The organism is Algibacter mikhailovii, from assembly GCF_014651495.1.
In the GTDB taxonomy this organism is placed as follows: domain Bacteria; phylum Bacteroidota; class Bacteroidia; order Flavobacteriales; family Flavobacteriaceae; genus Algibacter_E; species Algibacter_E mikhailovii.
Genome location: NZ_BMWZ01000007.1, coordinates 1 through 19,598, shown reverse-complemented (window position 1 = coordinate 19,598; position 19,598 = coordinate 1). Strand labels below are relative to the sequence as shown.

Below are 19,598 nucleotides of genomic sequence, written 5' to 3'. Positions count from 1 at the left end.
TATTGCCACTAATTAAATTAACTTAGGCTATTAATCTAAGAGACCTATGAAGGACCTGTTTTCTAATATAAGAGGTGACGCGTTTGGTGGTATCACAGCTGGTATTGTGGCTTTACCACTAGCATTGGCCTTTGGGGTGTCTTCAGGATTAGGTCCCACAGCGGGACTTTATGGTGCTATTTTTATTAGTTTTTTCGCTGCCCTTTTTGGAGGTACTAATACTCAAATTTCTGGGCCAACAGCTCCAATGACAGCCGTAAGTATGGTGGTTATAGCTGGGATTGTAGCTACTAATGATGGGGATGTAGATAAGGCTTTACCCGCTATTTTGACCGTATTTCTTTTGGTGGGTTTAATGCAGGTTGGATTGGGTGTTTTAGGTTTAGGGAAATACATAAGATATATACCTTACCCCGTAGTTTCGGGGTTTATGACGGCTATAGGTATCATTATTTTGTTAACTCAAATTTTACCGGCTTTAGGCTATTATCCTAAAGAAGATATTGAATTTGTAAACACCTTTAAAGCTCAGGCAGAAGAAGTTATTTTAGAAAACATTTTAATTGAAGAAGCAGGAGAGGGGATTTTGGTTTTAGAAGATTTCGAGGAGACCATTGAGCGGGCGGAGGAAATTTCGTCTGATGCTATTCTAATAGAATCTCAGACATTAGCGGCAAAGGAAGCTTCAGGTGCACTTGGAGCAATAAAAGTAGTGCCTCGAGCTATAAAAAACATTAATTGGCTAGAACTAGTTTTAGCGCTTGGAACCATTTTTATTATTTATGGTTTTAAAAAAATTACTATGGCGGTACCAAGTACGTTGGTTGCTTTGGTGGTAATGTCGGGCATTGCCGTTGGCTTTGGCATGGAATATAAGCCCATTGAAGAGATACCAAGTGGTATACCACTGCCTAATTTGGAGATTATTACAGGTTTTAAATTGAAGACCATTACCCCTTATATTTTTACCGCATTGACTTTGGCCCTTTTGGGAGCCATAGATTCATTGCTTACCAGTGTTGTTGCCGATAATATGACTAAAACAAAGCATAAGCCAAATAAAGAACTTGTTGGGCAAGGTATAGGAAATAGTATTGCGGCAATCTTTGGTGGTATTCCAGGCGCGGGTGCAACTATTAGAACGGTGGTCAATATTACCTCTGGGGGTAAAACAAAATTATCTGGTATGATAGCAGGGATTTTGCTATTCGCAATTTTATTAGGATTAGGACCAATTGCTTCTAGGATTCCTGCAGCGGTTCTTGCTGGGATATTAATAACCGTGGGCATAGGTGTAATGGACTATAAAGGTATAAAAGCGATTCCTAATCTTCCTAAAGATATTAAGATAGGTCCATTTAAATTGAGCTCTGAGGTGTTAATTATGTTGGTAGTTATGGTGCTTTCAACATTCTGGAACTTAGTTTACGCCGTAGGAATAGGGTTAGTTATAGCCTCTTTAATGTTTATGAAAAAAATAGGCGATTTAACTGCTGAGCGATCCGATGTTAAACCACTCAAAGAAGAGGCTTGGGATGATGAATTTGATTTTCCGGAGAATTTAAAAGAAGAAGTGTTTATAAAACACCTTAAAGGACCTTTGTTTTTTGGTTCTACCAGTGATTTTCAGCAACTTTATGCGCAAATACCTAATACTGCTCAGACCGTGATTTTAAGATTAGGTCGTACGCAATATATGGATCAATCTGGTCTTTATGCCATGGAGGATATGTTACAAGATTTAAGAAAAAAAGGTGTTGAAGTATTATTTGTAGACCTATTAAAGCAACCGCGTTACATGATGGAACGCATTGATATTATTCCAGATTTCATTCCAAATGAACATATATTTGACTCATTTAGTGAATGTTTAATATGGATTAAAAATAACGTAGAAGATAAATATTAATTTAAATATAGAAGTATGAAAAATTTAGCAATAACAAAAGAGGTACAAATCGCATTATCGCCTTCAAGTGTGTTAACTGACTTATTAGATGGAAATCAAAGATTTGTTAGTAATAAAATGCAACCTGTTGATCAGGCAGCTTTAGTCTCACAGACAGAAGGCGGACAATTCCCTAAAGCAGTTGTTTTATCTTGTATTGATTCTAGGGTGCCTGTAGAAACCGTTTTAGATCAAGCCATAGGAGATATCTTTGTAGCTAGGGTAGCAGGTAATTTTGAGAATGTTGATATTCTAGGAAGTTTAGAATATTCATGTAAAGTGGCAGGGAGTAAATTGATTTTGGTTTTAGGACATGAAAGTTGTGGCGCTGTTAAGGCAGCATGTGATGGTGTAGAATTAGGCAATATAACCGCTATGTTGGGCAATATTTTACCGGCCGTTAAGAAAAGTGCTGATGAAGTTGATGGGGACTTAGATTCTTCAAATAAAGACTTTGTAGCTAAGACAGTAGAAAACAATGTAAAGCTTACCATAGACCGAATTAGAGAGCGAAGCCCTATTTTGAAGGATTTGGAAGATAATGGAGAAATTCAAATTGTAGGTGGTGTTTATATGCTTTCAACTGGGAAAGTAGAAATGATATAAGCAAATCAAATAATACAGCGATTTATGGGGCTGTTTGAAAAATCGTCATTCCGAGCGAAGCGAAGGAATCTTTTAAAACCAACTTACTGATTAAGAGGTTGCTTCTATATACTAAACTCTTGTAATGACGTTTTAATATACTTTTCAAACAGTCTCTTTATTATGCGTCTTTTGAAAGTGGCGAATCCTCAATGATTTCTATGGTAGGCTCCCATATATCAGGAATGATAATTTGAACTAGGCTAAGCACAGGTTCATAGAATTTAGAATTCTCAATACGGTCTTCATCAACAAGCGAAATAGTACTGTTTATTTTATCAAAAAGATTCAAAACAATACTAAGTATAAGTGCCATTTTTAAAGCTCCAAAAATAGCCCCAGTTAGTTTGTTTAATATCCCTAGAGCAGCAAAATTCGCCAATTTGGTTAATGCCTTTCCGGCTAATGCAATGGCCAGAACAATTATGACAAAGGTTATGGCTAATGCCGCTATATGGATTGTGTTTTCATCCCAATTTGTCTTCGATTTTAGGAATTCAGAAGCAAAATGGCTAAAATGAATGGCGCCATAGATACCAGCAACCAAAGCTAACAATGACGCGACTTCAACGAATAGGCCTTTCATAAAACCTCGAACAAGCCCCCATAATATTAAAGCCCCTAAAACAATATCAATTATACCCATAAGTATCCCTTCACAATTTTAGCAAATATAAATAATAGTCACCATATGGTTTATTAACTTTGCAGCTTTCAAATTATTATGTCTAGAGACGAACAATTAAAAGAACGCTGGGAGTTAGTAGTTACCAAATTATCTGACCAATTTGCTGATGGGGATACCCTAGATCTTGATGCCATTATTTATTTAATTGGTGTTCAAGAGTTAGGGCAATTAGAACGGACTTTTAAAAAAGACCAGAAATTAGACCTGATGCATATTGCAATCTGCAAATTACTGGTGCCTTATGGCTATTATGAATTAGATTTTGTAGATGATGAAGGCTGGCCACATTATAAAATGTTAGAGCAGTTACCACATTTAAAGGCTGGAGAGCAAAGTGTGTTAATGAAGGAGGCTATAGTGGGGTATTTTCTAGAAGCAGAGTATATTATTTAAAGTTATTAGTTGGATTAAACTAGGTGGCAAACTTATTTTAATGTTTTTCGCCTGTTATTGTCGAGTTATTGAGCATATGGGTATTCTAAGAATCTATTTATTCACGCCTCATTAAACGGAATTCCCATGTAATCCCTAATGCCATTCACTTAAAAAATAGTAAATTTGCCATCATTTTGAAATAGGTCATGATAGATAAGATAAAAGAACTTATAGAAGAAGCTGAGGCTTTTAAAGCGCAGTCAAAGGAAGAGGTAGAGCATTTTCGTATCAAGTATTTGGGTAAAAAAGGCTTGTTGAATGACTTTTTTGCCGAATTTAAAAATGTTGCGAACGATCAAAAAAAAGAATTTGGTCAAACTATAAATAAGCTTAAAAAAACGGCGGAAGATAAAGTAAATGCTTTAAAAGAGGAGCTGGAAAGTAAAGAGGAGGTTAAAGGTGTTTATGGCGACCTGTCCCGACCTGGAGCACCTGTTCAAATTGGAGCACGTCACCCAATTTCTATTGTAAAAAATCAAATTATTGATATTTTTTCGCGTATTGGTTTTAATGTAAGTGAAGGTCCAGAAATTGAAGACGACTGGCACAACTTTACAGCCTTAAACCTGCCTGAATATCACCCTGCACGAGATATGCAGGATACATTTTTTATTCAAACGAACCCTGATATTTTATTACGTACACATACCAGTTCTGTGCAGGTGCGTTATATGGAGAATAATAAACCGCCTATTCGTACAATTTCTCCGGGTAGAGTGTATAGAAATGAAGCTATTTCTGCACGTTCACATTGTTTTTTCCATCAAGTAGAAGGCTTGTATATTGATAAAGATGTAAGTTTTGCTGATTTAAAGCAAACCTTGCAACATTTCACCACCGAAATGTTTGGGAAATCTAAAATACGACTACGTCCGTCTTACTTTCCTTTTACAGAGCCTAGTGCCGAAATTGATGTGTATTGGGGGTTAGAAACAGAAACCGATTATAAAATCACTAAAGGCACCGGTTGGTTAGAAATTGGTGGTTGTGGTATGGTTGATCCCAATGTATTAGAAAACTGTAAAATAGATGCAACCGAGTATTCTGGTTTTGCTTTTGGTGTTGGAATAGATCGTATTGCCATGTTATTACACCAAATAGGAGATATCCGCCTATTGAGTGAAAATGATGTGAGGTTTTTAGAGCAGTTTAAGTCAGCTTTATAAGTTAATGAAAAAGGACATTCATATTCCAGTCGTTGAAGATGTTTACATTGCTATCGTCAATGAATACAATGCTATTTACAAAACACAAGATTGGAATGCCTACATCATTAATAATAAGGCCGTGGATTTAGAGCTAGTATTGATTGTAACCAGTGGTTACTCTAAAAAGAAAGCCACATCTGTTTTTAGGAAGAAGTTAGATAAGTTGCCAAAACAAAGCTATGCTAAAATTGAGTTGATGCAAGAAGAATTATTTGCATTAAACAATACCTTTAAAGTGACATTTTTTGAGGGCAATCAAATGTTTGATAAGACCTACTTGTTTCGGGAAAACACTATTAATCTTAAAGCGTTACAGTCTATTCCTTTGATGGCCGTGAAAGGCGTTTTAGCCAAGTAATATCTTTTTATTTAGAAACTACTACGGTAGATTTTTATTCGGTATTAATCTAACTTTTCAGTTAAACGCTTAAATACTTTCTTAGGGTTTTTGTTTTCGTATAAAATTTGGTAAACCGCATTGATAATTGGGATTTGCGATTTTTTTGCACTTTTTTCATGGAGTAAGTGCGCACTTTTTGTGGCATAATAACCTTCGGCCACCATATTCATTTCCATTTGTGCAGATTTAACCGTGTAGCCTTTTCCAATCATATTGCCAAACATTCTATTTCTTGAAAATACCGAATAGCCAGTTACTAATAAATCCCCTAAATAAGCGGAGTTATTTATATTACGTTTCATTTTATGTCTTTTCTTTATAAACCGTTTCATTTCCCGAACGGCATTACTCATCAAAACACTTTGAAAATTATCACCATACCCCAAGCCATGCGCTATGCCTGCCGCTATAGCATAAATATTCTTGAGCATAACGGCATATTCAACGCCTATTATATCATCACTTATTTTAGTTTTTATATAATCACTAGATAGATTTTCGGCTATGGATTTGGCTTTATCAGCATCAGAGCATGAAATAGTCAAATACGATAAACGTTCTAAAGCCACTTCTTCAGCATGACATGGACCAGCTATTACTGCAATATTATCATAAGGTATATTATAAACATCATGGAAATGCTCGCCTACTAGTAATCCTGTTTCAGGCATAATACCTTTAACGGCTGATACAATGATTTTTTTAGAAATATCAATCCTTAATTTTTCTAATTCACTATGAATAAAAGCAGAGGGAATCACAAAAATTAAGACATCGGCGTATTCTGCAATTTCGTTGATGTCATTGCTTAATTTTAATTGCTCCAAATGGAACTCAACCGAACTTAAATAATTAGGGTTGTGCTGTTCCCTTAATAAATGCTCTTTGGTATAAACACTGCGCATATACCAACCAATTTCATCTAAATTTTCAGAAAGCATTTTTACAATAGCTGTTGCCCAACTACCAGCGCCAAAAACCGCATATTTTAAAGGTTTATCCATAAAAAGTAAATCAATTCCTTATTCAAAAATACATAAAATATTAAAGCGTATTGAAACTATATTATGGATATGATTTCTTTTTTGGCACGCGTTTTGGAACCTATAAAACAAGAACCCTAAATGAATGTACTATGAAAACAATAAAATTACTTGGCATCTTCACCTTAGCAGCAATGCTATTTACGTCCTGTTACAGAGAAACGCTGGTTGAAACAGTAATTATTGAGCAGCCCATTGAACCAATTCCACTTACGGTTAATGAGTTATTAAGTTCTTATGAACTTTGGTATGTAGATATAAACGCTACTCTTGGCTATGGTGAAACCCCATTTTTGCAGAAAGCATTTACCATTTCTTTTTTAAATGGTGTTTTATATGCAAATAACAATATTGTGGGTATTGGTAATAGTGGCGATGGATTTGGTATTGATGTTGCAAATTATGATGCCTATAAAATGATATTAGATGTCAATCATGATTTAGATGGGTTTTCAACTTTTGATGTGTTTCAAATTAATAATAGCAGAATAGAGTTATACAACCCAGATAATGATACATCATACTTTTTAGAAGGATATCAGCGTGATGAATTTGATTATGATTTTGTTTTTTATGATAATATTCATTATTTCTTACAAGAATATGAGGCTTGGGAGAAAGTCTATACCAGTGAGTTTGGTGCTTTAAATGCCTTTGATAGTGAAAATTATTTACAATTTTTGGCTGGAGGCAATGATTCAACATTTAGGAGTTCGAAAGATGATATAGGGATGAATCCTAATTATGTGTTCTGGGATTATATTGGGCTTTATGGCGTTGGAAATATCACTGATAATTTATACCTAAAAACTTTAACATTAGATTATGATTACATGGGCAATGCTTTTTTTGAATTGACCGTTATAAATGACAAGACCATAGAGTTGTTTCATCCGGCATCTGAAACCATTTATCAATTTAAAGGAAGAGGATATATTCAGTATTTAAAAACAACTGATGGTAAAAAAGAACAAAAAAACAAGATACGTAAGTTTAAAAAAGATAGAATAGAAAACCCGAGAGAAAAAACAAGGGTATAATAGTAACTTTGGTTGGTTATTTAGTTCGAAACCGTTTAAAGTATTCAACTTTAGGCGGTTTCTTTTTTATCTATGGTTTTTAAGTTTTTGATGCATTAAACGTTTACTGGTAAATACAAGATTTAGGATCGTCCTTTACATAATAAGATTTATAGTTTTTTGCTTTTGGATCTTTACAACCGCATAGATCTAGTAATTCTATATTTTTAAAATCTATAGGATGGCTTTCGGCCTGCAGAGCGATATACCCTTCAGTAATAATTTCTCCTGCTTTATCTTTCCAGGTGTCAGGATTTATGCCCCAGTTATTCCAGTATTCACCTTCATAATGAGCATTGGGTTTTGAAGCACCAATTTGTGGGGATTTAAACTTTAGTACGGTATCTTTTTCAACAATGAAAGTCATAGATTCTCCGCCCATAACTATAGCTTCGGCATGTACCCACTGGTCTCCAAAATAGGTTTTTGAACTCGAGGGAATACAATGTTTGTAATTGAGGGTGTCTCCCATAACCACCACTGTTCCTGGTGTGCACACATTACCTGTAGTACGTTGATTTTGGTCATTGAGTCCACCAAGAAGTTGCAATTCTACCGAAACAGGAAAGTTTTGATTGAAGTCATTACTTTCTGCTGATTGGGCGTGAAGCATAACACCGCTATTTCTTACATTCCAAGGAGATCCTCCTTCGGTTTGTTCACCAGTAAAGCGATAATCAAATTTTAGTTTGTAATACGAATACGGCGTGTTGTAATAGATGTGTGCAAACTTATTATCAAAGTTTTCATAGTGGTCATACCTTATTCGTAGCATACTATCTTCAACAACAAAAGTTTCTTTATAGTTCTTTTTTAAGTCCTCACCAGTAAATTTAATGGTCCAATTGGATAGGTCTTTTTTATTAAAAAGAGAAATCCATGCTTCTTCATCAATAGTGTTCATTTGTTTTTTCTTCTCGCTTTGACAAGAAAGTATTGTTATAAGAGAAAGAAGGTATAATGTTTTTATTTTCATTTTTTTAAAGGGCTGCTATTTTTGATACATTGTGGTGATTGCCTTATTTATTGTTATACAATTTTCCGTTTTTAACTACTAAAAGGATGTCAGTATATGCTCAATGTTGTCTCTAGGATTTCCAAATGGTAGTTATTTTTTTTTCAGTTCAGGTGGGGGCGGGGGTGGTGGTATGTCCAACCAACTGAATCCCTCAAATAAAATATTGTAACGAAAAAAGTCCGGCCTTTCGGCATTAATTTTTTCGAATTGTCGTGTTATTTCTTTAAGAACTTCTTTTGTTTTTGAAATTGAAAACTTATCCTCAATGTGTAAATGTATTAATGCGGGTTTTAGAATGTTTTTATTGTATTGAAAGTGGTGATTTTTCAAGGTTATATTTTTGATTTCACTATCTAGATGGTTTATGTGCACCATTTTGTCCCAGTTTCCAGAGAAGTTTTTTAGAGAATCGTTTTTTATGTAAATGGTATTGCGATTAAAGTGGCAAGATGTTACATTGCTAGATGGGCAAGCTGCCCATCCGGTGAGCTTATAAATGGTGTCATTCTGTTTAAATTCCAGTCCAATGGACTTAGCCTCACACGATAGCTTTTGCATTTTTTTTATTAGTTCCCTAAAGTTTTTTAGAGAATCAAGATTTATTATTTCAAAGTCCGATTGATTTTGATTTTCGATAAAACTGTTTGAAATCAATTCCGTTGTTTCATTATCCCATTCTGACTGCTCTTTTTCAGTATAGGGATCGCAATTGCTTAAAAACGCGAATAAAAATACTATGTAAAAATTTGTTTTCATTAAATGAGCGTTGTAAGCTTTTTTTACTTTGCATTCAGTTTAAAAAATCTATGTTCATCACAGACCTTATCATTTTTAAAAATCGCTTTTTTGAATATGCCTTCCTTTTCATATCCATTCTTCTCAAGGACTTTCATTGATGCCATATTATATTCAAATACACCGGCATAAATCCTTTTTAAGTCAAGGTTGTCAAATCCATATGCTGTAATCAATTTAATAGCTTTTGTTGCAATTCCATTTCCCCAATATGGTTCGCCAATCCAATATCCAATTTCAGCCGATTTTTGATAAACGTCCATTTGAATGACTAAACTTATTATGCCAGATAGTTTTCCTTTGTATGCTATTGCGAAAGTTTGTTTTGGGTTTTCTATCCTTGCCAAAGTAATGAAAAGATCAGCATCATTTTCTCCATATGGAAAAGGAATGTAGTCTCTTAAATTATCCCAAATCTTTTTATTATTTGCAAGTTTTGCTAATTCTGTTTTGTCCGAAATTTTGAGAGGTCTTATTTTAATATTTTCTTCCACTTCTTGTTGATTTTAAATGGTGTACAACGATTTTGAGTGTTTTTAATTTCCGAATTGGCCTTTGTCAACCATAAAAGGGCTATCAAAAGTGAACCATTTAGTTGCTTTTAATGATTTACCGTCAATATTCGATGGTGTAAATCTCACTTTATAGTTACCCTTATTATGGAAAGTAAATGCTCCTGCACACATGCCATGTCCAACATGTAACCGGTTATTCCATTCTTTTATGTAAAATGTAGTTTGTTTATTAGTTTTAATGTCAATTACTTCCGTTTTATACCAAACTTCAGAACTTGATTTATTTTTTATGTTAAAGATTGCCTTTGCGCTTGGTCCACAACCGTAATGGATGACTTCTGTTTTATCAAATTCAAGAGTTAAATTTGAACTTAAAGTAGCCCATGATTTTTTGTTTGTTGTTTTCCAAAATACTTTTTCATACTCTTTTTTGTCCGAATTCCAATGTCTCATTTCATTTGATTCTTTTTCGGTTTGATTAGAATATTTTAGGTAGTATTTTGTGTATGGTTTTAATTCGGTTAAAGGGCATAAAATGGCTTGCGTCAAATCCATTTGACCGTTAAGAATTTCTTTAACATTCAGTTTAATTATTTCTCTGTTTTCACTTTCTAAATAGATTGTTCTGTCTCTGAAAGTGTTTATTGTCTTTTGGCTAAAGGCATAACCTTGAATAATAAACATTGAATTCAAGCTTATTTCTTTTGTTTCTGGAAAGAAAGATATTCCTCTTGTGTCACAATCGGCATAAGCAAATTTGATTCCAAATATCAGCAGAAAAAGAAAGGTGATTTTTTTCATTGTGTTAGTTTTTAAACTCTAATCAAATATCGTTCCGTTGATATCTTGGTTCAGGTTAATATATCCATATGCAGTGTTGTATGCCGTTAATATTATGAGTTAAAGATTAAAGTATATCTTAAAGCCTTGAAGGATGTTGGAAACTGCCACTGCTGAAAGAAGAAGACCCATTACTCTACTAATTATTGCTGCACCACTGTTACCTATGTATTTGAATATCTTTGCTGACAAGACCATCAGGATTAAGGCGATAGCCACAACAACTAACATCATTAATGCAGTTAGTGATTGATCCAGAATATTATGCTTGCTATTTTCAGTAAGTAGAATTGCTGCTAGTATTGCCCCTGGGCTAGCCAATGAAGGCATAGCCAATGGAAAAATCGCTTTATCTTCTTTTTTATCAATATCAGATAATTCTGTTTCGGGTTTACTCTCTCCAAAAATCATGGTGAGGGCAAAAAGGAATAAAACAATACCACCAGCAATTTGAAAAGTTGGTAAAGGAATTTCTATAGCATTTAAAATTAACTCCCCTAATACGATAAAAAATAATAGAACTCCTGCTGCAACTAGAGCCGCTTTGATAGCGATTTTTTTTCTTTCGCTTTTGTTTGCGGATGAAGTAACGGCTATGAAAACAGGTATAGTACCAATTGGATCAATTACTGTGAAAAATGTAATGAATGATGTTAATAAAGCATCTAACATGATGATAGTTTTTTAAATTTATATATACATTGTTGTGCTTTCGTTATTTAGTTTTTGATTTTATTTCCAATGAAATTTCATTTTTCAAAATTTCTATTCTTTCTATAACTTCTTTAGATCTAGAATTGAACAAAATTGATAACACTTTAGTAAAAGAAATTATGTTTTTATACTCTGATGATGATAGTATATATTCGTAATCATTCGGAATTACAATTACAATATTATTTTCTATCATAGTCCTAAAATGTTTATTGAGAAATGTAGTATAAGGTATAAATAAGTCACTTGCTTTATTTTCATTATCTAAAACCAGTCCAAAATCCTCATCAAATAATTTTATAATATTTAGGCGTAAACTCTCATTTGAGATAGTTTCGAATCCTTGGCTTTTGAGATTTTCAAAAGAAGCATAAGATAATCTAAAAGAAAAATTTCTTAATGGTAAAGAAAAATAGCTAGCTAATGAATCATTATATTCTTTTTTAGCATCTATGTGTTCAATTAATAATTCCGCCTCTTTTTCTATTAACTTGAACTTCTCTATACGAGAAGATAAAATATCTTTATTGTTTTCTAATGATTTATCTAATTCTTCTAATAGAAGTAATTCTGTAGCAGATGATTTCCTGTTTTCGTTCCAATTATTAATTTGCAATGCGATCAAAATTCCAATAACAACAAGAACAATTTCACCAATAGCATATTTAAAATACTTTCCAGTTTTATTTTCCATAAGCAAGTTTTGGCGAATTTTTCTAAAGAATTTTATCATTGGTTAACGGTTTCTCATAATGAAGCACAACGGTTGGTGTAAGAATAGTGCGGATTTGAGAGAGTTTGATTTTCCGAAGGAAAATCGGACGCAAGCAAATCGGCACGGACTTACGATTGGGGAATAAACTTACGCATTATTTTTACACATTGTTAGCAAACGTTTTTATTTTAATAATTCAACAAATGTATTGTTTGTTGCGTGCTTTTGCGCGAGGATTTTCCGAAGGAAAATCAGAAGTTGGCAAACGAGCAACTAACATTTATTTAGTATAAAACTAGCAAATTTATTAATACCATGTTATTTGCAGTTTCTATTAAATACATCAAATTCTGGAAAAATCCTGATGTCAACCTCATACAGTCCAGATGCTTCCCCATTCCTTTTCAGAAATTCATTAAACTCAGATTGGTTTGGATGAAAGAAAAGAACATTGTAATTGTCTGCATTCAAAGTATCAAGTTTCAGTTCAGTTGTCGGTTCAATTGGTTTTATTCACTAAATTCTTTTGGGTATTCAACTGTTCCGCTAACATTTTTTAATCCGTTTTCGGTAAGTTCGATTGCCATACAATTCTCTTTTGGTACCTCAAATGGCAATTCAATTCCAAATAGTTTGGCTTTCTTGTATCCGAATTTCGGATAATATTTTTCGTGACCGAGTAATATGACCGAATGGAATCCCAATTCTTTTGCTTTTTTATGAGCTTCTTTTATAAGCATTCCACCAATTCCTTTCCCTTGATATTCCGGAAGTACTGAAACTGGAGCAAGAGCCAAAGAGTCAAATTCATTTTGGCCATTTTTTATTTTCAGTTTGGTCAGTAAAATATGTCCGACAATTTTGTTTTCTATTATGGCTACCATTGAAAGATCGGGAACAAAAACATTTGATTTTCTCAGCCGTTCCACTAAAAACTGTTCCTTTTGGTCGCTCATTGGTTCATTTTCAAATGCCTTTTCTATAAGGTTAAAGACCATTTTAAAATCATCTGGATTTTCTTTTCTTATAGTTAATTCCATTTGTTTTTCTGGTTGCTTCTGTGATCCGTTTATGTTGAAATAGGGCTACAGGTTAAAAATGAATTTTACGTAACTAAGTTAGTAAACAAAATTGGACGCAAGAAAATTCCGAAGAAATTTTCCAAGTGAGTACGAGCCAATGCCATTAACTAAGCATATTGTTGCCCACAGTTATTTTCTCAATGCTTTTTCAATTCGGTCTTTTGCTTTTAATGGACTTAAATTTAATTTTATCATTTCTGTTGCTATTAATTTCGCTGTAATTCCACTTCCGTAAATATCTCCTGTTTTTGTTTTTTCATAAAGCTCTAATTGTTTAATATTTATCATTAAGCAAATTTTGAGAGAAAACAAAATTGAAAATAAATACTAATATTGATGTAAACAGGATTCTTTTCATAATTGTAAGCAACGTGTTTGTGTCTGATGTCGTTACGTGTTTCAGAAACTAAATTAGCAAATACAAACCGAATAGAAAATTCGCGAGGATTTTCAGAGGTAGACAAGAAAAGCAATTACTTATAGTTATAACTGGGTGCGGTTTTAATATAATTTCACTCAATACTAGGTCTTATGCCAAAAATTAGTAAATAACCTATCATCCAAAATTCTCCAATGGTTGCAGGTAGAATAAGAAATCTATTGTAACTAAAATCAATTCCGGCGTAGCGTATAACTGTAGAAATTAGATAACCTATACCACCTAAAATAATAACTCTTCCTAACCAGACAGGCAACCTTTTAGATTTGATAACTATGTATCCCATGGGAAATAGCCATAACCCGAAAAATAGGCCGCCTATACCCCAAGCATTTGAAATAATATTTTGAAAAACCTGAATTAGTAAAACTTTGTCTTCTGTAGCACTTATATCAGAATTTGCAATACCTATTGCCGTAGCGATTGAAATTGCACTTATCATAATAGCCAAAGCATTTACCATTCCCCATATACCTAAAGTCCAAGCTTCCCATTCATAATTATCTTTAAATAATTTGAAAAACCAAACTGCGGTAAGTGCTTGAGTTATTACGATAGCAAACTCTAATAGCAATCTAATTCTTGCAGTAGATTCTAATTCTACTAAATTTGTTAGCGTTCGCGCAGGATTACCAGATACAAATATTTGAGAATGATAGACCATAAACCCTAGAATTCCTGTAATAGCCATCATTAAATACCATAACCCCGTTATTCTAGCGGTCTTAATTAAATTCTTCTGTTCTTTATTTACATCCATATTTGTTTACTTTTAGTAATTCATACTAAAGTTTGACGATGTAAGAGGGTAATTGTTACAGCTTTGTCTTAACCTACTTGTATAAGAAAAGTAGCATATTTACATGCCGTGTTGTGGCTTGCATTAATTAACTTTCAGATAAAATTTGACCATGTTTAATTTCCCATTTTCCTTTTATTTTTTTTAAGCCAATTACACTTGTACTTCCTGCCAATTCATGCGTATAACTTGCAAAAATCAAAATAGCTTTATTAAATTCTTTATTAAATTTAATTTCAGAAACAAAAAGAATACCTAAAACCTTATTTTTTTCTGCCAAATCTTGAATTTTTATTCCTTGTTTATTTAGAATTGGAATTTTTTTATTAAAGCTATCTCTTAAATCTATTTTTCTTAATTGTTCGACAGATATTAGATGATATGGGTTTGCATATATTTCCTTAAATTCGGTTGGAAACATTTTTAAATCTGATTTTTTTAAATCATTCTCATTGTCCATTACGATAGCAAACTTTCCTTCCAATATGATTTTGTCAGAATCATATTTTTTTATTTCAGTATTTTCTACTGGTTTAATTTCATCAAATGGAATGTCTTTCGGAGGTGGAGGAGGTGGCGGAGAATGAAAATATAACAATTGATTATTATACAATAATGTTATGATTGCAACACTTTCTTTATTAGTTTCATCCGTGTTTATATTACATAAAATACAGTAATAAATAAGATAAAATAAAATGAGATTTGAATATTTATTTTTTTCATTTTATTCACAAAGTTAATTCACATTTTCAACCTCTACTTTCAATTTAAGAGCTTCATCGTAACCATTTGTACTCATTGTACTGTATGGGTCCACTCCCTGTAATCCCTCCATAGCGTATGCCTTATAATATTTTAGAGGACATCTATCATTATCTAATTATTGTAATGCTTTCTGAATTGGTTCTATATAATAGACGTTCATGTAAATATGGTCAAGATCCTTTTTAAGAACTAGTTTTTTAAGCTGTTTAATTTCTTTTTGAAGGGCTTTGATTCTTGATTTTTCGTCTTTTGTTTCCAATTTTGCACAGGTGTTCATTAAAGTCTTTACGATTATACATTATTCTATGCTGTTTTACTTCACTTTTCTCCCTTTGCTTTTATAGATTCTATTTTTATAAATAACAGAAGGTTCTTTATTTACATCAAAAGTTAAACTGGAAAAACTATTGAGAAAATAAAACCTATTCTTTTCAATTGAATAAATTATAGATTTACTTCCATTAGGTCTCTGACTGTATAACTTATTGTTTTCCTCTGAGATTATTATTACCGAACCATCATCAAATTCATAAGTCCCAGCAATTTTTTGTAGAAATGCGGGGTCGGTATTTACTTTGTTTGTATCGATCTCAGGGTAAGGTTTATTGATTGCAATGGCGGCCATTTTCGCAGAAACGTAATCAGGGGCATTATATGTTTGATTAGACAAAACAACTACAAAAACATCTTCTTTAGGCAAATAAATAATAGTACTTCTGAAGCCCATAGTACCTCCGTTGTGTTCGACGGATGAGATGCCGTTGATATCTTCTATAGCCCATCCGTATCCATAATTTGTGTGTTTTCCGTCTTTTAATTGATAGTTTGTAAATGCTTTTATTTTATTCTCCTCACTAATAAGCTTGTTATTTCTTATAGCTCTATTCCATAGAAAAAGGTCATGAACGGTTGATACAATAGCACCTGCACTGTGCCATTGGATAAAGCTTATTGGCTCTGCATTAACAGTTTCATTTTCATTAAATTTTTCACCTCCTTTATCATATACATTATCATAGCCTGATGCTCTCTTTAAGATAATTTTTGATCTGCTGCCATAATCAGTATTATTCATTTCTAAAGGTTTAAAAATATTTTCTCTAATAAATTCTTCGTATGTTTTATTAGAGATTTCTTCAATTATTGCACCAAGTAAAAAATAACCAGTATTACTGTAGAGATATTTTTCACCAGGAGCATAAAGCATAGGTAGTTTTTTAAATAAATTGATAAATTCTTCTTTAGTATAATCTTTTTTTCTGTTGTTCCACCATTCATCTGAAGATGTAAAATTGCCGATACCCGATGTATGAGATAGTAAATGGTGTATTGTTATTTTATGACCATGAGTAGGATAGTTTTTTATATATTTAGTAATCTCATCGTCTATTTTTAATTTCCCTTGTTCAGCAAGCATCAATATAGAGACTGCAGTAAATTGCTTTGAATTTGATCCAATTTCAAATACACTGTTATCTGACATATCTACACCCAATTCTAAATTAGCTTTTCCAAAAGCTTTTTTATAGATGACTTTTCCATTAACTGCTACTAAAGCTGTGGCACCGGGATCTGAGGTTTCATATTTCTTGCTCAGTAAAAGGTCAAACTCTTTTTCAAAATTCTGAGAATATCCTGAAATTGAGATTATAAGTACTAATATTAAAGTTAAACTTTTGCTTTTCATTTTGATTGTTTGATTAATTATCAGTAAGACATGCAAAAGCTTAATTTGTTACAGTCGAAACGGTTTTTTATATACGTTGATAGTGGTAGTCTTTATTCATCTATTAGCCGCCTATGATAATTTATTTGTCCAAGATGATAAGTCAAATGTTTTATTAAATGAACTAGTAAGTATTCATTTGTTTCTACTTTGGAAAACTTCAAAATTGGATAATCGTTTTTCAATTCTTCGTTTGTAATAGATAACAGTGATTTTTTAACCATTTCTAAGGTGGTATTTATACCGTTAATCAATTCAATTCTTGGAACTTTTTTTTGAGTAAATTCAAGTTCTCTATTCCTAATATAGTTTGTTTTTCCAATTTCTTTTCCAATAAAAGTGTGTAAGTTCCCAATTAAATGCAAAGTTAAATTTCCTGCTGAATTAGAGATGCTTTTTTCTATTCGCCAAATATTCTCTTCATTCTTATAAAGTTCTATTTCAGTGATTAAGTTGTTCAGGTCACTTTCAAAAAAGGTTATTAACTCGTTTTTATTCATTTGTAAAATCTATTAATTTTCATTAGTATTTAAGACTTATATATCTCGAAGCGTAAATCAGATTCTGATGCTGTGTATGGCTCGTTGTGGAAAGTAAGCTATGATTTTCCGCTGAAACCTAAAGATACCGAATTGCAATGAATTCCGATTAGGAATGCAGTCGCAATGAGCTATACACCCTGTTATACCTAGTTTTTATAAGACTTTATCACTTCCATTATGGTATTCAAAGCTTTATCATTTCCATTAAAATAATCGGTTGATGATACATTTATTGGAATATGAGGAGCTATCCATTTACGATGGTCCTCTGCTTTTGAAGTTTGATGAAATTGTGTCGAAATAAGTCCCATTAATCCTGAATATGGTAACTTAAACCATCCTGCTTCTCCTATATGATTTGGTTTTGAACCACTGGGTTCTCCTACAAGAATTGCATTAGTGTATTTTGTAATATCCGTTAATAAGTTTTGAGCTGCAGAAAAAGTTTCTCGACCCATTAACACAAAGACGTTTCCATCTGGATTCATAACTTCAAAATTGATAATGGTCTTTAACATTGGCGGCAATATAGAACCATTTCCTCCATGATTATGTCTCAAATCTAAAATTAAATGTTGTACGTTATTTTTAGATGTCTTTCTACGTAATTCGATATTAAAATCTTCTAAAGATTGGGTTTTCTTTTGTGTTACGATATTGAACTGAACATATATACTATTATTTTCTGGAATCAATTTATACCAATAAGGGTCTTCTATTTTCGATAGGAATAATGGTTGTTCACTGTCTTTTAGTTTTGGCATTTTTGGAAAGCCGGAAAAGTTCCAAGATACCGGATTCATTATTACCTTTTGAGACTTTCCATTTCTGTCATTCAAAGTAATTGTTACTTGATTAGCATTCTCAACAATTCCTAAACCTTTTAAAACATCTGGTAGTCCTAAATAATATGGACCCAACCAAAGTTTTTGCATATCGTTATCCTTAGCATTTACTTTATTTGTTTTTTGAAGTGCTTCTTCAGCAGTTGTATTTTCAATCGACTCTACTTCATAACCAATCCATTGTTCATAACCTACCTCAGCATCAACAATAAATAATCCATCATTAAACTGATAAAACTGAACAGGAAACTTTTTTAAAGTGCCTTTGTTTGGGGATGTTGGAATAATTAAATTGTGGCCATTACCCATACTACCAATAATTTTCATTAATTCTACAACTATCTGTTCATCATTTAATGTTGCTATTTTTGTTTTTAAATTTTGAAATTCTTTTGATAATTCTGTTTTGGAAATGGAGTGATTAGGACTATAATGTAACTCGTTAATTCTTTTTTCTAAATATGAAAGATCTTTAGTCCAGCTTTCTTCTCTTGTAATTTTTGTTTGATTATCATTCCCAAATAGGGCTAAAAATTCATCATCTGTATTGAAATTTTTAAAAGCAGGTTCGCCTTCTAAAAACGGTTTTTCGTCATAACGAGATGCAAAACCTTTTTGCAGCCATAATAATGCATGCTCCTTATCTCCATCTTCAGCATAGGCTTTGGCAATTTTAATCATTATATCATTTGAAGGTGCTGAACCTGTTGGAATATCCCTTAATATTGTACCTCCAGATTCAATAGTTTTTTTTAATACAATAATTGCACTTTTAAACTGTCCAGTTTCATAATAGGACAATCCTAATAAATAAAATAAATCAGCATCGTTTTGATATTGCGTGGTTAGGGTTTTTAAAATTTCAATAGATTCTTGCCATTTTTCATTCTTAACTAGGCTTATTGCTTTAGTTCTTTGATTGGCATATTCTAAAGGGTTCTGAATAGTGTTATTTTTAGTTTGGGAAAACGTATAATTTATATTTATTAAAAGGAAAAGGATTATGCTCGTAATAGTTATTTTTTTCATGTTAATTCTTATTTCTTAATAAGAATGACTAATAAAGAAAAGAATTGTTACACTTTTTAAGTTTTAATCAGGTATAACGTGTAGGTATAAGAATAGTGAGTGTTAGTGTGCGAGGATTTTCCGAAGGAAAATCGGATGCAAGCAAACAAAGCAACTCACATTGGTTTAGCACAAAGTAGCAATTTTTTATATACTACTTAAGTTAGCATTTTAATAAAAATACTAAATTCAGGCATATAAATAAGAAAGCACAAAAGAGAGGATTAAGGTTATTATATACGCAGAGACTATAGATCTCGTCAACATTGAAAATCCCCTCTCTTTT

Annotated in this window: 21 protein-coding genes; 6 read left to right on the top strand and 15 right to left on the bottom strand. The window is 32.5% G+C overall.

Features of this window, described 5'->3' with window-relative positions; genetic code table 11:
* The first annotated feature begins 46 nt into the window (after positions 1 to 46).
* The gene (locus tag IE051_RS14325) at positions 47 to 1,909 is read left to right on the top strand and encodes a SulP family inorganic anion transporter (protein WP_189361863.1); all 1,863 of its coding nucleotides are present in this window, start codon (positions 47 to 49) and stop codon (positions 1,907 to 1,909) included.
* 15 nt (positions 1,910 to 1,924) lie between these two features.
* Positions 1,925 to 2,554, top strand: coding sequence for a carbonic anhydrase family protein (locus tag IE051_RS14320; RefSeq protein WP_189361861.1), 630 nt, complete (start codon positions 1,925 to 1,927; stop codon positions 2,552 to 2,554).
* Between the two features lie 160 nt (positions 2,555 to 2,714).
* Here IE051_RS14320 and IE051_RS14315 read toward each other — a convergent pair whose 3' ends face one another.
* On the bottom strand, positions 2,715 to 3,239 hold the full coding sequence (locus IE051_RS14315) for a CvpA family protein (protein ID WP_189361859.1): 525 nt from the start codon (positions 3,237 to 3,239) through the stop codon (positions 2,715 to 2,717).
* A gap of 78 nt (positions 3,240 to 3,317) precedes the next feature.
* Here IE051_RS14315 and IE051_RS14310 point away from each other — a divergent pair, with 78 nt between their 5' ends.
* The 3 genes from IE051_RS14310 (at position 3,318) to IE051_RS14300 (ending at position 5,282) form a co-directional block, all read left to right on the top strand.
* The gene (locus IE051_RS14310) at positions 3,318 to 3,674 is read left to right on the top strand and encodes a hypothetical protein (protein WP_189361857.1); all 357 of its coding nucleotides are present in this window, start codon (positions 3,318 to 3,320) and stop codon (positions 3,672 to 3,674) included.
* Positions 3,675 to 3,862: 188 nt separating this feature from the next.
* On the top strand, positions 3,863 to 4,882 hold the full coding sequence (gene pheS / locus IE051_RS14305; protein ID WP_189361855.1) for a phenylalanine--tRNA ligase subunit alpha: 1,020 nt from the start codon (positions 3,863 to 3,865) through the stop codon (positions 4,880 to 4,882).
* Between the two features lie 4 nt (positions 4,883 to 4,886).
* Positions 4,887 to 5,282, top strand: coding sequence for a hypothetical protein (locus IE051_RS14300; protein ID WP_189361853.1), 396 nt, complete (start codon positions 4,887 to 4,889; stop codon positions 5,280 to 5,282).
* Positions 5,283 to 5,326: 44 nt separating this feature from the next.
* On the opposite strand, the gene IE051_RS14295 is transcribed toward IE051_RS14300, so the two are convergent.
* The gene (locus IE051_RS14295; protein ID WP_189361850.1) at positions 5,327 to 6,328 is read right to left on the bottom strand and encodes an NAD(P)H-dependent glycerol-3-phosphate dehydrogenase; all 1,002 of its coding nucleotides are present in this window, start codon (positions 6,326 to 6,328) and stop codon (positions 5,327 to 5,329) included.
* A gap of 131 nt (positions 6,329 to 6,459) precedes the next feature.
* Here IE051_RS14295 and IE051_RS14290 point away from each other — a divergent pair, with 131 nt between their 5' ends.
* The gene (locus IE051_RS14290) at positions 6,460 to 7,407 is read left to right on the top strand and encodes a nicotinic acid mononucleotide adenyltransferase (protein WP_189361848.1); all 948 of its coding nucleotides are present in this window, start codon (positions 6,460 to 6,462) and stop codon (positions 7,405 to 7,407) included.
* 103 nt (positions 7,408 to 7,510) lie between these two features.
* Here IE051_RS14290 and IE051_RS14285 read toward each other — a convergent pair whose 3' ends face one another.
* The 13 genes from IE051_RS14285 to IE051_RS14225 all read right to left on the bottom strand — a co-directional run bounded on the left by IE051_RS14285 (position 7,511) and on the right by IE051_RS14225 (position 19,273).
* Positions 7,511 to 8,422 carry a 3-keto-disaccharide hydrolase gene (locus IE051_RS14285; protein ID WP_189361846.1) on the bottom strand — a complete coding sequence of 304 codons (912 nt, stop codon included), beginning with the start codon at positions 8,420 to 8,422 and terminating at the stop codon, positions 7,511 to 7,513.
* Positions 8,423 to 8,554: 132 nt separating this feature from the next.
* Complete coding sequence (locus IE051_RS14280; RefSeq protein ID WP_189361844.1) at positions 8,555 to 9,220, bottom strand: PH domain-containing protein; 666 nt, start codon at positions 9,218 to 9,220, stop codon at positions 8,555 to 8,557.
* Positions 9,221 to 9,243: 23 nt separating this feature from the next.
* Positions 9,244 to 9,753 (bottom strand): GNAT family N-acetyltransferase, encoded by a 510-nt coding sequence (locus IE051_RS14275; protein WP_189361842.1) that lies wholly within the window; start codon positions 9,751 to 9,753, stop codon positions 9,244 to 9,246.
* A gap of 42 nt (positions 9,754 to 9,795) precedes the next feature.
* A complete protein-coding gene (locus IE051_RS14270; protein WP_189361840.1) occupies positions 9,796 to 10,575 on the bottom strand; it encodes a hypothetical protein in 780 nt (259 codons plus the stop codon).
* A gap of 99 nt (positions 10,576 to 10,674) precedes the next feature.
* On the bottom strand, positions 10,675 to 11,286 hold the full coding sequence (locus IE051_RS14265) for a MarC family protein (protein ID WP_189361838.1): 612 nt from the start codon (positions 11,284 to 11,286) through the stop codon (positions 10,675 to 10,677).
* Positions 11,287 to 11,329: 43 nt separating this feature from the next.
* Positions 11,330 to 12,022: a DUF6090 family protein gene (locus IE051_RS18625; RefSeq protein WP_229796826.1), complete on the bottom strand. Its 693-nt coding sequence runs from the start codon at positions 12,020 to 12,022 to the stop codon at positions 11,330 to 11,332.
* 530 nt (positions 12,023 to 12,552) lie between these two features.
* Positions 12,553 to 13,083, bottom strand: coding sequence for a GNAT family N-acetyltransferase (locus IE051_RS14255; RefSeq protein ID WP_189361836.1), 531 nt, complete (start codon positions 13,081 to 13,083; stop codon positions 12,553 to 12,555).
* Positions 13,084 to 13,254: 171 nt separating this feature from the next.
* Entirely contained in the window at positions 13,255 to 13,413 is a 159-nt protein-coding gene (locus IE051_RS14250; protein WP_189361834.1) for a hypothetical protein, read from the bottom strand.
* Positions 13,414 to 13,637: 224 nt separating this feature from the next.
* Positions 13,638 to 14,324: a DUF4386 domain-containing protein gene (locus tag IE051_RS14245; RefSeq protein ID WP_189361833.1), complete on the bottom strand. Its 687-nt coding sequence runs from the start codon at positions 14,322 to 14,324 to the stop codon at positions 13,638 to 13,640.
* A 127-nt stretch (positions 14,325 to 14,451) separates the two neighbouring features.
* Complete coding sequence (locus IE051_RS14240) at positions 14,452 to 14,976, bottom strand: hypothetical protein (protein ID WP_189361831.1); 525 nt, start codon at positions 14,974 to 14,976, stop codon at positions 14,452 to 14,454.
* Between the two features lie 468 nt (positions 14,977 to 15,444).
* Positions 15,445 to 16,818, bottom strand: a complete 1,374-nt coding sequence (locus IE051_RS14235) for a serine hydrolase domain-containing protein (protein WP_189361829.1) — start codon at positions 16,816 to 16,818, stop codon at positions 15,445 to 15,447.
* A 92-nt stretch (positions 16,819 to 16,910) separates the two neighbouring features.
* Positions 16,911 to 17,357, bottom strand: a complete 447-nt coding sequence (locus IE051_RS14230; RefSeq protein ID WP_189361826.1) for a DUF1572 family protein — start codon at positions 17,355 to 17,357, stop codon at positions 16,911 to 16,913.
* Between the two features lie 188 nt (positions 17,358 to 17,545).
* On the bottom strand, positions 17,546 to 19,273 hold the full coding sequence (locus IE051_RS14225) for a hypothetical protein (protein ID WP_189361824.1): 1,728 nt from the start codon (positions 19,271 to 19,273) through the stop codon (positions 17,546 to 17,548).
* Positions 19,274 to 19,598 lie beyond the last annotated feature (325 nt).